The following is a 12,972-nucleotide window of genomic DNA, read 5'->3' as shown; positions in this document are numbered from 1 at the left end:
ATTACTCCGCCGCTTCGGCCGTTTCTGTTGGCGCCGGCAGGCCCAGCCATTGCCGGCAATCGCCCAGCGCGCGCGATGTGATGGCGTGCCGTTTTGCCACCGTCTTGTCCTTGCCGCGCAGGCGCTTGCCTTCGATTTTCACCGCTTCCACCGGCGGGAACAGGCCGAAATTGACATTCATCGGCTGGAAGGAGCGCTTGCCCGGTTCGTCGTCGGAGACGATGTGGCCGCCGGTGATGTGGTTGAGCAGCGCACCGAAGGCCGTGGTGAGCGGCGGCAGCGACGGCGCCTGGCCGAGCCGCTCGGCGGCGGCGAAGCGGCCGGCGAGGAGGCCGATGGCGGCGCTTTCGACATAGCCCTCGCAGCCGGTGATCTGGCCGGCGAAGCGCAGGCCAGGGCGCGACTTCAGCTGCAGGGATTGGTCGAGCAAGGTCGGCGAATTGATGTAGGTGTTGCGGTGCAGGCCGCCGAGGCGGGCGAAATCGGCGTTTTCCAGGCCCGGAATGGTGCGGAAGACGCGGACCTGCTCGGCGTGCTTCAGCTTGGTCTGGAAGCCGACCATGTTGTAGAGCGTGCCCAGCGCATTGTCCTGCCGCAACTGGACGACGGCATAGGCTTTTACCATCGGATTGTGCGCGTTGGTCAGGCCCATTGGCTTCATCGGACCGTAGCGCAGCGTCTCGACGCCGCGTTCGGCCATGATCTCGATCGGCAGGCAGCCGTCGAAATAGGGCGTGCCTTCCCATTGCTTGAATTCGGTCTTCTGGCCGTCGATGAGCGCCTGCACGAAGGCAAGATACTGATCCTTGTCCATCGGACAGTTGATGTAGTCCTTGCCGGTGCCGCCGGGGCCGACCTTGTCGTAGCGCGACTGGAACCAGCAGGTGTCCATGTCGATCGTGTCGAAATGGATGATCGGCGCGATGGCGTCGAAGAAGGCGAGCGCATCGGCGCCCGTCGCTTCGGCGATCGACCGGGCAAGCGATGGGGCGGTCAGCGGTCCCGTGGCGATGATCGCCTGGTCCCAGTCCGCCGGCGGCAGGCCGGACACTTCCTCGCGCTGGATGCTGATCAGCGGGTGCGCCTCGAGCTTTTTCGTCACGGCATCGGAGAAACCGTCGCGGTCGACGGCCAGCGCGCCGCCGGCCGGCACCTGGTTGGCGTCGCCCGCGCTCATGATCAGCGAGCCGGCCAGCCGCATTTCGGCGTGCAGCAGGCCGACCGCGTTGTTCTCGGCGTCATCGGAACGGAAGGAATTGGAACATACGAGTTCGGCCAGGCCGTCGGTCTTGTGCGCGTCCGTACCGCGAACCGGGCGCATTTCATGCAGCACCACGGGAACGCCGGCTTGCGCGGCCTGCCACGCAGCTTCGGAACCGGCGAGACCGCCGCCGATGATGTGGATGGGATTTTTGCTCATGAGCGCCGGAATAATCGCTTGGGGCGGCGATTGCAATTGCCGTGCGGCGGTAACGGGAAACGCTTGATCGAAAAGCCTGCTCTGAAAACAACAACACCCGCCGGGGGAGGAGGTCCGGCGGGTGTCGTTTTGGGGGTCGATCCTCGGGAGGAGGTGAAGATCGACCGTATTCGTCATCGCCGGGGAGGAGGTCGGCTTTGACGAAATCTCTTTTGCTATTTTTTAAAAGGGGCAAAACCCTTTGGAGCAAAATTCGTTTTGCTCCAGGGAAACAACGCCCGCCGCGGGAGGAGGTGCGGCGGGCGCCGTTTGGTTGGCCAACCCTCGGGAGGAGGTGAAGGTTGGGCCTATTCGTCATTGCCGGGGAGGAGGTCGGCTTTGACGAAATCTCTTTCGCGTTTTGAAAAGGGGCGAAACCCTTTGGAGCAAATTTCGTTCGCTCCGGGGAAACAACGCCCGCCGCGGGAGGAGGTGCGGCGGGCGCCGTTTGGTTGGCCAACCCTCGGGAGGAGGATAAGGGCTGACCGTTCGCTGGAGGTCGGGGAGGAGGTCGACCCCAGCGAAATTCCGTTAGATCGCCCGGCGGGCGACGATCTTGATTTCGTCGCGGACGATACCGAGATCATGCAGCTGGCGGTTCGAAAGGCGACCCAGCTCGGTAACCGTCTCGCGGTATACGCGCCAGTTACGATAGTTGCGGATCAGGTTCATTGTCGTTCTCTTTTCAGAAACTTGTTCGGACCATTCGCGGTCCAAAGAATTAGACCGCCTTGCGAGCGACGTAAGGAATGTCGCTGCGGCTGATGCCGAGGTCGGTCAGTTCGCGGTTGCTCAGGCGGCTCAGCTCGGACACGGTGTCCCTGTAGCGGCGCCAGTTGCGATAGTTGCGGATCAGGTTCATGGTAGTTCTCGTTTCGTCTTTCTTGCGGATCATTCCGTTTGTGTACGAACCATAAATAGGCGGGCTCATATCGATTTAAAAGCGCTATGGCTGCATGGCAGCAATGCAAATTGTGCAATGCAACATTAACGCGCCTTCACGGACCTGACACAAAGAAGCCAGAATCGGAAAGTGCCGTGGCGTCAACGGTTTGGCTGGTTCGGCTGAAAAACGACCTAGCGGGGGAGGCAGGGCATGGCGGGCTATTCGACACGGGTCAGATCCGACATTGCGCGGTGGCTTCAGGCAGGCCTGATCGACGCCGCCACGGCCGGTGCGCTGACGCGAGACGTCGAGGCCAATACGCGCAAATCACTGAGCTTCGGTTCGATCCTGGCCATGATGGCGGCCCTGCTGTTTGGCGCGGCCATCCTGATCTTCGTCGCCGCCAACTGGGATGCCATCCCGCGGCTGGCGCGGGTCTCGGCGCTGTTTGCCATCATCCTTGGCGGTTATGTCGGCGGCGCGGTGCTGAAGACGCGCGACCACGCGGCGATCGGCGAAGCGCTGTGGATCGTGGCTGCCGCTGCCTTCGGCGGTTCGATCGCGCTGATCGGCCAGATGTATCATCTGTCCGGCGACGAGGCTTCCGCGCTGGTGACCTGGGGCGCCGGTACGGCGCTGGCGGCGGTCGCGCTGCGGTCGAACCCGCTGACCGTCGCTTCGGTCGGCATCGCCGACGTCTGGCTGTTCTTGAAGGGGTTCGACTACTACAGCCGCAACAACTTTCCGCATGCTTTCGTCGCCATGGCCATCGTGCTGTTCGCCGTCTCGTTCTGGACCCGCAGCCAGGCCGCGCGGCACCTGATCATCCTGTCGCTGCTCTTCTATCTCGTGCTGTTGGCCGGGAATCATGCGACGCTGCCGGTGGCGATCCCTCTGGTCATCGTCTCCGCCGCGCTCTTCGCGGCTTCCGTCGTCGCGCCGGAACCGGTCGACAGGATCATGCAGCTCGGCGGTTACTTGCCCCTGCATGCGCTGCTCGGCTTCCTAACCGGGCTCGCCATCATCCAATTCGAACTGGCCGACGAAAGCACCTACAACAACGGCTTCGCCATTGCCTCGGTCGTCGCGCTGGCCGGCATCGTCGCCGCCATCGTGCTGGCGGGACGGGAGAGCCGCGGCCTGCGCTGGTTTGCCTATCTCGGCTTCGCCTTCGAACTCGCCATGATCTATGTCGTGACCTTGCAGTCGATGCTCGACACGGCCGGCTTCTTCCTTGCCGCCGCGGTGCTGCTCGGCATCCTGGCGATCATCATCATCCGCGTCGAAAAACGCATGAAGGGTCCGGCAACGGGGGGAGCCACCGCATGATGACCGGAAAGAAGCTTGTTATCTCGGCGCTGGTGCTGGCACTTGTCCAGATCGGGTTCCTGAGCTGGATCATCGCCGGCCGGGCGGCGATCCTGCGCAACGGCAAGGAACTGCTGCTGAAGATCGAACCCGTCGATCCGCGCGATCTGCTGCGCGGCGACTATATCATCCTCGGCTACGCCATTTCACGCATTCCGGTGAAAATGATCGCCAACATTCCCGCCGGCAAATTCTCCAGCGACGATACGTCGATCGTGGTCCGGCTGAAAAAGGGCGCCGACGGTTATTGGACACCGACCACTGCCTGGTTCGGCAAGGCGCCGACGACGGCCGCGGCCGACGAGGCTGATATTGCAGGCCATGTCGCCGAAGGCTGGGATCTGCGCAGCGAGGGCATGACCATCGCGCCGGACTACGGCATCGAGCGCTTCTACCTGCCGGAAGGCGAGGGGATGGCGATCCAGAGCGACATGCGGGTGCGCCCGTTCGGGATAAGGCTTGCGCTCGCCAGCGACGGCACCGCGCAGATCAAGGCACTGGTCGACGGCGACAAGACGCTGTTCGAAGAGCCGCTATATTAATAACGATGGATGCCCGTCATCGGTGCAAATCAAGACTAGCCCCCTAAATCAAGGGCCTTGCCGTACAAGCGTTGCTGTAGCGCGGAACCGGGGCGGACTCATTTTGTACCAACTGTGGTACCCCGCCGGAGGGCGCGTGTGCCACTGTACGAAATAGCCAAACAGATTTTTTGCAAGAAAGTTCACTGACCCAGGGATGAAGAACTCCGCTGATCAACTCCGGACCTTACTCGTCTCGGCGATGATTTTGGGATAGGGACCAGTCGATATTGTGTAGCTAAAGTTTGACGCGCCTTTGTCCTGCTTGTGTATCGAGGGGCTGCGCACAACCCAGTCATAGATGCCCGAAACCATGCAGCGATCGTTTGCGCAGGTGACCACAATGCTGTCATTGCGGACGTTATATATGCGTTCTGGCCATCGCCGGTAATAGTTCCTCTTGTCCTGAATGATCGAACTCAGGTTCGTCAACTTGCCATAATAGTCGACCGTGCGAGCGTAGGACGCCTGAACTTGAGCAAGAGCGAAATCGTCGTTGTCGCCATGATGCTCGATCAGATCCTTGACGAAGGCGACCGCAGCGCTCTCCACCTGTTGCCTGGCGTCGGGTGCAGGCACTGGCACGGGCGCAGGATCTGGCCTCGTCGACACCTGCGATGTATCTGCGGGCGATTGGTTCGCTGCGACATTGGTCACACGCAACTCTGCCATCTCGCTGGCCGATAGGTATCTTATGTCATGCTTGTCATAGCTCGAAGCCAATTCCATCAGCTCAGGGTCCACTCCCATCTCGACCACGTAGGATGTGATTGCGGCCGTTCCGAGCTGGACACGGGCCTTTGCTTCTTCTCTGGACATCCCGTCAACCGATTTCAACCAAGCCCGATGAATGCCGATTGAACCTGGTTCGGCAACACGGTGGACGCCACCCAGGAAGGCCAGTGAGCAGGCTGAAGCGCACTGCAATTGGCGAAGCTGAAGCGTATCCAACCCTGCCGCGCGGATCATACGCCCCAACCGAAGCGCGCTGCCGACGTTGCCGCCGGGGGAGTTGAAGACGATCATCCTGGCCCCGCTGTTCACAACTGCGTTGCTAAAGGCGTTCAGGGGTTCATGGTCTTTGAACTCGCCGGAAACAACAAGAAACGGCTGCTGCCCTGGAGATGAAACAGGCGTGTATTCTAGGGCCTCAACCTTACATGTTGCTGCCGCGACAATTGACCCTACCGCCAGAACTAGAGAAACTACCCGCACAGCTCGACAGAGCCCCAACCTGCCCGCTGCAAGTAAGAACCTCTCAGCGAACTATTTCAAGGGTCTTTCTTGAAAGTTGGATTTCGTTGGGAGCGGCCATTCGCCGAAAACATTGGTGCAGATGAAGGGACTCGAACCCCCACGTCTTTCGGCACCGGAACCTAAATCCAGGGCATCTACCAGTTCCGCCAAATCCGCATGCTGCGGCGACATGTGGGTGCGCCACCGCACGTCGGCAGGATCGATTGACAGTGCGCTGTCGATTGATCAATCATCGCCGGACACCCCATGCGAGATGCACTGCGTCAGCCGTATCGATAGCGTTGAGCCCAATCGGCGCGTTGGCTAGCGCTTCGTCGCCCCGGATTTCGCGCGGGGCCAAGCCGCTGATCGCCACGCCTATCGCCGCTATCGCTATATGCCAGCGACGCGGTGATCACCAATGGCGTTTCAGTCGAACGAAGCAGGAGATTGTTCAGTGCCGCTCGAACTCATCAACCCCGATGATCTGCCAGTTCCAGAGATGTACACGCAGGTTGTCGTCGCGACGGGATCCAAGCTGGTATTCGTCTCAGGTCAGCAGCCCGAAGACATAAACGGCAAGCTGGTTGGGCATGGTGATTTCGCGGCGCAGGCGCGCCTGGCATTCGGCAATCTCGGCCGAGCGCTCCGTGCGGCAGGCGCACGGCCCGAACAGGTTTGCAAGATCACAATCTACATTGTCGATTATAAGCGGGACGAACACGTGCCGATCATCGAAGAAGCGCAGATTTCGCTGTTTGGAGATCACAAACCAGCCAATGTGGTGGTCGGGGTGGCGATAATGTCCCCAGGCTACCTCATAGAGGTCGACGCGATAGCGGTTGTTGACGAGGCCGTCAGAAGCTAGCGTGCCAGGTCTTTGAGACATGGGTGGGCCGATGTCGGGCAGATGGCTTCGGTGTCGTCGCCTCTCCGAATGATTGCCATGAGCGGCATCCATGCGAATGGGTGACAGAATTTTTTCAGCTAAGCTTTCTGCGAAGCAGGCTAAAGTCGACGAGGCGCAGAAGTCTTGTCTTGTCGGTCACAAGCTTGTCGAACGCCGCATCAAAATCGTCTCCGATCGCATGCCACTCGCCCTTCAACTTGCGAACCCGCCGGGCGCGCAGCCAGTTCTTTATCTTCGCGCCAATCCCGATGGGTTTCAGAATGATGCCACAGCCGTAATCGGCATCGATGGTGAAATAGTCGAGATCTGGATTGCCCAGCACGAAATCGATGTATGCTTTGTAGGTCACGCCGCACCACTCGCCGTCAAAAAAGGAGGGATTGGCTGCAGCCCGGTGAGGGGGCAGGCAGTCATGTACCACCACCGCACCGCCGGGCGAGACCATGCGGAAAGCTTCCCTGATATCCCGCGCCGAGCATTCGTATGTGTGATGCGGATCGACGAACACAAGGTCGAACGTCTGTCCCTTCAGGCGTGTGTCCTCGAGACATGCCGCGATATCGTCATCAGCGGAGGAGAAATCGACAGGGAGGCCATCGAGCGGCAGCTCTGTCGTCCGATACACCAGGCGCATGCAGGGCTGAAAACCCAATTGCCTTGCTTCCGCGTACCTGAAGCCAGTGGTGCTCGTGTTGATTTCAAGGTAGCTCGTGAGCCCGAAGCGAACCGAGAGCAACCCACAGATGTGCGCCTTGTTCCAGTAATCGAGCGTCATATGACCCGCCGCTTCTTGGCAAATGAGTGGATCCCATTGCCGGCTATTCCTCAGCGATCAATCAGTAGGATTCTCGACAGGCGCATGGCCGCGCCGAGGAAAGATAATGCCAAGATCAGGAAGAGGCCGAATAAAACAGCCACGGTCGGTTGGTGCGGATGAAGGGACTCGAACCCCCACGCCTTTCGGCACTGGAACCTAAATCCAGGGCGTCTACCAGTTCCGCCACATCCGCATCGTCCGGCAATCCCATGTAGCCATCATTCTGTCAATGTCGCAGACGAGATGTCTTGTCAGGGCCGAAATGTTGGTTATTCGCCTAAACGCGAAGATGGTTGAAAATTAGGCTCGCCTGTGACAAAAGGCGTGTCGAATGTGACGGGACGCGACGATCCGCTTCTACAGAATGTGAAAAGAAGTAGGAAAAACAAGAACTTATTCACATTTTGGAACGCAGTTTGGGAGAGTTTGAGCCGTAATTTCGGTCAAATCGCCAGGTTCCGTACCAAAAGCCATTCCCGGCAAGATTATACCGGCAGGCTGTAAGCGGCAGAGGCCGTGGCAGTCTCATTGGTGAAAACAAAGGTTTTACGATGCAGGTCACCGAAACGCTCAACTCCGGTCTCAAGCGCGAGATCAAGATCACCGTGCCGGCCGGTGACATGGAAGCCAAGCTGATGGCGCGGCTGTCGGACGCCCGCAACAAGGTTCGCATCAACGGCTTCCGGCCGGGCAAGGTGCCAGTGCAGCACCTTCGCAAGGTCTATGGCAAGTCGTTCATGGCCGAAGTGGTCAATGAGATCCTCAACGATTCGACCCGCTCGATCATCACGGGCCGCGGCGAAAAGGCCGCCATGCAGCCCGAAGTCATCATGACCGAGGACGAGAAGGAAGCCGAGAAGATCCTGGCCGGTGGCACCGACTTCGAATTCCGCCTCAACTATGAGGTCATCCCGGCGATCGAGATCAAGGATTTCTCCGACATCAAGGTGACACGTCAGGTGTTCGACGTGCCGGACGCCGAGATCGACGACCAGGTCAAGCGCGTCGCCGAATCCGCACGCAGCTATGAGCCGAAGACCGGCAAGGCCGCCGAAGGCGACCGCGTCAGCATCGACTATGTCGGCAAGATCGACGGCGAGGCCTTTGCCGGCGGCGCCGGCACCGACCAGCTGCTGGTTCTGGGCTCCAAGGAGTTCATTCCGGGCTTCGAGGATCAGCTTATCGGCACCAAGGCCGGTGACGAAAAGCAGGTCACCGTGACCTTCCCGGAAAACTACCAGGCGGCACATCTGGCCGGCAAGGAAGCCACCTTCGACGTCACCGTCAAGGAAGTGTCGAAGCCGGGCGAACTGGAAATCAACGACGAGACCGCCAAGAACCTTGGCCTGGAATCGCTGGAGCGCCTGCGTGAGATCGTGCGCGGCCAGATCGAGAACCAGTTCGGCTCGATGACGCGCCAGAAGGTCAAGCGCCAGCTGCTCGACCAGCTCGATGCCGCCTATTCGTTCGAGGCGCCGTCGAAGCTCATTGACGCCGAGTTCAACAACATCTGGGCCCAGGTCACCCGCGACCTTGAAGCCGCCGGCCGCACCTTCGCTGACGAAGAGACGACCGAAGAAGAAGCCCGCGCCGAGTATCTGCGCCTTGCCGAACGCCGCGTGCGCCTCGGCCTGGTGCTTGCCGAGATCGGCGAGAAGGCCGGCGTCACCGTATCGGACGAGGAATTGCAGCGCGGCCTGTTCGAGCAGGTTCGCCGCTTCCCGGCCAACCAGCAGCAGGAAGCTTTCGAGTTCTACCGCAGCAACCCCGAGGCGCTGAATGCGCTGCGCGCACCGATGTTCGAGGAGAAGGTGGTCGACCACCTTCTCGGCCAGATTTCGGTGACCGACGTCAAGGTCAGCAAGGAAGAGCTGATGGCCGACGACGAGGACGCGGAAACCACGACCAAGGCCAAGCCCGCGAAGAAGGCCGCGGCCAAGAAGGCTGAAGCCAAGGCGAACGAGGACGAGGCTGAAGAGCCGAAGAAGAAGGCCGCGCCGAAGAAAAAGGCAGCCAAGGACGCCGAATAAGGTCCCGAGCTTCATGGAATCGACGAAGGCCGCCCTTGAGGCGGCCTTTTTCGTTGCGGAACTGCAACAGCCGATTCGCTTTGCGGAAAGCGGCACTTGGCGATACTTGGCGTTGAGCATTATCTGCGCAGCTGCTGCAAACCGTGTGGTTCCTGGAGGGGGCGTTGAGCCTATTCTTCGAAACGGGGCGTGCCGTCGCCCTGGCGCTCGTTCTGCCCTTTGCCTGCGATCTCGCCCAAGCCGACGCGCTTGCCGGCGAGTGGCGCTTCGGCACGGATGACGATGGCCTTGTCACCGCTTCGCTTCATGGCACCAACAAGCTGATCACGGGCGGTGGCGCCTTGAGTTACAGCCCGGTGCTGACCATTGCCTGCCGGGCTGACGGCGAGCCGCGCTGGACCGAATGGCTGCAGTTGAATGACGGGGTTTCGGCCAGCCGCAAGATCACCGTGTCGGTCACCGTGGACGGCGGCGGCAAGTTCGACGAGAGCTGGTCGGTCGGGTCACGCGGCCGAATGCTGGTGCGCGACGGTGCCGACGGCATCAAGCGCCTTGTTCCCGCAAGCCGACTGTCGCTTTCCTGGCGGTTCGGCTTGTTGTCAGGCCGCGGCCAGGCGGATTTCGAGCTGGCAGGACTTGAAGAGGCGGTCGAGCAGATCGCCGGAAGCTGCCGGACGGATCCGCCTTGAGCGTGGCCGGGTTCTAAACCTTCGCAATGCTTGGCTTTTTCTACCCGCCGCCTGGATTCCATGGTATGTTGGTAGCGCAATTCCACTGGGGAGGGATATTCTGCCCAGGCGCGATCGTCCGAGGCATAAATGGCGATCAGGGGAGGAAATGCCATGCGCGCTCTAGCGTTTTTCGCTGCGGTGTCCGTTACGATCTTCATCGCGCATCCGTCGCGGGCACAGGATGCCGCGGCTGGTGAGAAGGTCTTCACCAAATGCCAAGTCTGCCACATCGCAAACGAGGACAAGAACAAGATCGGCCCGTCGCTGCACGGCGTCATCGGCCGCACGGCCGGTACGCATCCGGATTTTAAATATTCCGATGCCATGATTGCGGCAGGCAAATCCGGCGTCAAATGGGACGAGCCAACGCTGACGACCTACCTTCACGATCCCAAGGCCATGGTCAAAGGCACCAAGATGACGTTTCCCGGTCTCAAGAACGATGCAGACGTGGCCAACGTCATTGCCTATCTGAAAACGTTCTCCAAGTGACCTGGCTCCTCCGCCATCCATCCAACGCCTTGTTTTACCGTGATCTTATCGAGATCAAAGGACGCGGGCGTTCGGTGCGGGATCATCGCCCGGCTTGCCTAATTCCATCGGTGGTCGTCTGGGATGTCGACTAGGGAAGGCCGCCTCAAGGATACCTCCATCCGCCTCTCGGAAGCGACGGCGGCGGATTTCTTCGCGCTTTTGAAGCCGCGGGTCATGGCGCTTGCCGTATTCACCGCTTTCGTTGGCCTGATGGTGGCGCCTGGCGCTGTGAATCCGGTCATCGCCGTGATTGCAATCGCTGCGATTGCGATCGGAGCAGGAGCGGCGGGGGCCCTCAACATGTGGTATGACGCCGACATCGACGCGCTGATGTCGCGCACATCAAAGCGGCCGGTTCCGTCGGGCCGCGTCACGCCGGGCGAAGCTCTCGGCTTCGGCCTTGTGCTTTCCGCGCTTTCGGTGATGACACTCGGCGTACTGGTGGGCTGGCTTGCCGCATCGCTGCTGGCCTTCACCATCTTCTTCTACATCGTCATCTACACGATGTGGTTGAAGCGCTCGACGCCGCAGAACATCGTCATCGGCGGCGCGGCTGGTGCCCTTCCTCCTGTCATTGGCTGGGCGGCCGCAACTGGCGCCGTCGGCGTTGAAAGCCTCGTCCTGTTCCTGATCATCTTTCTGTGGACGCCGCCGCATTTCTGGGCGCTGGCGCTGTTCAAGGTTGGCGACTACGCCGCTGCCGGCATTCCGATGATGCCGAATGTGGCCGGCCCTGCTTCGACGCGAAGGCAAATCCTTGCCTATGCTTTGCTTCTGGCGCCGGTCGGCGTGCTGCCTTGGGCGTTCGGATTCACCAGCGGCTACTACGGAATCGCCTCGGCCGCATTGGGCGTCGGTTTCATCTGGCATTCCTGGAAGGTTCGGGCCGCTTCCGAAACGGAGCTGAAACCCGCCAAGGCGCTGTTTGCCTATTCGATCGTCTATCTTTTCGCGGTCTTCGCCGCGCTGCTTGCCGACACCATTGCCATGCGCGCGCTGATGTCAGTCGGGGCTTGAGCGCAGATCGCGAACCGCTCTGGCCGGTCGGCAAGTGCCATAGACGCTGCAGTGCGTCACGATGGCAGCGCACAGAATCCCAGAAACAGCAGAATGATTATGCCGAGGCCGAGTATGAGAAGCGTCCTTGCGTCCATGACCTTCGCCTTCGACCCGGTGCATGGTCCTGAAGATCGGGATCGACCCTGCTTAGCCGATCTCCGGTTCGCAAAGGATCATGCGCCAATCCAAGTGATCCAGCGTCTTTACGTGCCCAAAGGGACACGCGGCGCTGCGTGAGCATATCGAAGAAGGGCCTCCAGAGCCAGCCGTGCGGCTCGTCCCGCTATCCGTGCCGACAACGGGCGACAAGTCTCTCACAAGAGAGTATATTTGGTGGCGGTGCAGGTCGCGGTTTGCGTGGCCAGTTCCGCAGACGACAGCACCGCGAAACCGCGACCTTTCCGGACCAGTCTGGAGGAACGGTCATGGCAAGCTTTCATGTGATAGCAGGCGCCAGCGAGACGCTGGAACATACCAGAATTCGAAAAATCGCTGTTTCCGACCTTTTTGACGCGCTCAAGCGGGGCGTCGATGATTTCATGGTCAAACCGTCGCATATCGTCTTTCTCTGCCTGATCTATCCACTCGTGGGCGTCGTGCTCGCCGCCTGGACCTCGGGCGCCAATGCTTTGCCGTTGTTGTTTCCGCTGGTTTCTGGTTTTGCGCTGGTTGGCCCATTCGCGGCGATAGGCCTCTATGAAATCAGCCGTAGACGGGAAGCCGGACTCGACACTTCCTGGAGGCACGCTTTCGAGGTCAGGAATTCTCCGGCGCTGCCGGCCATCGCCGCGGTAGGGATCATGCTGTTTGCAATCTTCATCACGTGGCTTTTGACGGCGAAGCTGTTTTACGAATATCTTTTCGGTCCGGCTCCGCCGGAATCGATATCTAGCTTCATCAACGCGATATTTGCCACCGGACGCGGCTGGACGCTGATCATACTGGGGCACGCCATCGGCTTTGTCTTCGCCGTGGTGGTGTTGTGCACGACGGTCGTCGCCTTCCCATTGTTGCTCGACCGCGATGTCGGTGCTTATGAAGCGATACACACGTCGGTGCGCGTGGTCCTGACGAACCCGATCGTGATGGCTGTCTGGGGGCTGATCGTCGCCGTCGGCCTGATCATCGGCTCGCTGCCGGTGTTCGCCGGGCTCGCCGTGGTGTTGCCGATCCTCGGCCACGCCACCTGGCACGTCTACCGCAAGGTTGTGGAGTCGCCCGCCAGACCGACGAGTTGAGGACGTCTCGCCTCACCGCATCGGCCAGAGCATTTTACCGTTTCGCGGAAACGGTAAAATGCTCTATCTCTTTGTTTTAACGCAATTCGCAAGGGAAAGCGCTACGCGCTTTCCCGGGGAAAA

General features: G+C 60.3%; 13 protein-coding genes and 1 tRNA gene. 8 read left to right on the top strand and 6 right to left on the bottom strand.

The genetic code is table 11. The features are described from left to right. Nucleotide 1 precedes the first annotated feature (1 nt). From trmFO to MAFF_RS37085, 3 genes are all read right to left on the bottom strand, one after another. Entirely contained in the window at nt 2-1,420 is a 1,419-nt protein-coding gene (trmFO, locus tag MAFF_RS05415) for a methylenetetrahydrofolate--tRNA-(uracil(54)-C(5))-methyltransferase (FADH(2)-oxidizing) TrmFO (protein ID WP_010909876.1), read from the bottom strand. 570 nt (nt 1,421-1,990) lie between these two features. Next, complete coding sequence (locus MAFF_RS37090) at nt 1,991-2,131, bottom strand: DUF1127 domain-containing protein (protein WP_013895120.1); 141 nt, start codon at nt 2,129-2,131, stop codon at nt 1,991-1,993. A gap of 49 nt (nt 2,132-2,180) precedes the next feature. Next, nucleotides 2,181-2,321, bottom strand: a complete 141-nt coding sequence (locus MAFF_RS37085) for a DUF1127 domain-containing protein (protein ID WP_013531315.1) — start codon at nt 2,319-2,321, stop codon at nt 2,181-2,183. A gap of 234 nt (nt 2,322-2,555) precedes the next feature. On the opposite strand from MAFF_RS37085, the gene MAFF_RS05410 reads away from it, so the two are divergent. Beyond that, nucleotides 2,556-3,674, top strand: coding sequence for a DUF2157 domain-containing protein (locus tag MAFF_RS05410; RefSeq protein WP_010909874.1), 1,119 nt, complete (start codon nt 2,556-2,558; stop codon nt 3,672-3,674). Further along, nucleotides 3,671-4,255: a GDYXXLXY domain-containing protein gene (locus tag MAFF_RS05405; protein WP_044547800.1), complete on the top strand. Its 585-nt coding sequence runs from the start codon at nt 3,671-3,673 to the stop codon at nt 4,253-4,255. The genes MAFF_RS05410 and MAFF_RS05405 overlap by 4 nt, the downstream gene beginning before the upstream one ends. Nucleotides 4,256-4,468: 213 nt before the next feature. Here MAFF_RS05405 and MAFF_RS05400 read toward each other — a convergent pair whose 3' ends face one another. After that, nucleotides 4,469-5,320 (bottom strand): hypothetical protein, encoded by an 852-nt coding sequence (locus tag MAFF_RS05400; protein WP_048894779.1) that lies wholly within the window; start codon nt 5,318-5,320, stop codon nt 4,469-4,471. A gap of 667 nt (nt 5,321-5,987) precedes the next feature. Between MAFF_RS05400 and MAFF_RS05395 the strand changes: the two genes are divergently transcribed. Next, nucleotides 5,988-6,398, top strand: a complete 411-nt coding sequence (locus MAFF_RS05395; protein WP_032930521.1) for a RidA family protein — start codon at nt 5,988-5,990, stop codon at nt 6,396-6,398. A gap of 115 nt (nt 6,399-6,513) precedes the next feature. Here MAFF_RS05395 and MAFF_RS05390 read toward each other — a convergent pair whose 3' ends face one another. Together MAFF_RS05390 and MAFF_RS05385 are read right to left on the bottom strand one after the other, a co-directional pair. Continuing rightward, nucleotides 6,514-7,215 carry a class I SAM-dependent methyltransferase gene (locus MAFF_RS05390; protein WP_010909871.1) on the bottom strand — a complete coding sequence of 234 codons (702 nt, stop codon included), beginning with the start codon at nt 7,213-7,215 and terminating at the stop codon, nt 6,514-6,516. Nucleotides 7,216-7,365: 150 nt separating this feature from the next. After that, a tRNA-Leu gene (locus tag MAFF_RS05385) sits at nt 7,366-7,450 on the bottom strand. A 358-nt stretch (nt 7,451-7,808) separates the two neighbouring features. Between MAFF_RS05385 and tig the strand changes: the two genes are divergently transcribed. The 5 genes from tig (at nt 7,809) to MAFF_RS05360 (ending at nt 12,849) form a co-directional block, all read left to right on the top strand. Then, entirely contained in the window at nt 7,809-9,287 is a 1,479-nt protein-coding gene (gene tig / locus MAFF_RS05380; RefSeq protein ID WP_010909869.1) for a trigger factor, read from the top strand. 164 nt (nt 9,288-9,451) lie between these two features. Then, nucleotides 9,452-9,976, top strand: a complete 525-nt coding sequence (locus MAFF_RS05375; RefSeq protein ID WP_044547796.1) for a hypothetical protein — start codon at nt 9,452-9,454, stop codon at nt 9,974-9,976. Between the two features lie 153 nt (nt 9,977-10,129). After that, nucleotides 10,130-10,510 (top strand): c-type cytochrome, encoded by a 381-nt coding sequence (locus MAFF_RS05370; RefSeq protein ID WP_032933484.1) that lies wholly within the window; start codon nt 10,130-10,132, stop codon nt 10,508-10,510. 123 nt (nt 10,511-10,633) lie between these two features. Further along, nucleotides 10,634-11,569 (top strand): heme o synthase, encoded by a 936-nt coding sequence (locus tag MAFF_RS05365; RefSeq protein ID WP_010909866.1) that lies wholly within the window; start codon nt 10,634-10,636, stop codon nt 11,567-11,569. A 467-nt stretch (nt 11,570-12,036) separates the two neighbouring features. Continuing rightward, the gene (locus MAFF_RS05360) at nt 12,037-12,849 is read left to right on the top strand and encodes a DUF2189 domain-containing protein (RefSeq protein WP_010909865.1); all 813 of its coding nucleotides are present in this window, start codon (nt 12,037-12,039) and stop codon (nt 12,847-12,849) included. Nucleotides 12,850-12,972 lie beyond the last annotated feature (123 nt).

Source organism: Mesorhizobium japonicum MAFF 303099 (assembly GCF_000009625.1).
GTDB lineage: Bacteria > Pseudomonadota > Alphaproteobacteria > Rhizobiales > Rhizobiaceae > Mesorhizobium > Mesorhizobium japonicum.
This window is presented reverse-complemented; position numbering and strand designations above follow the sequence as displayed.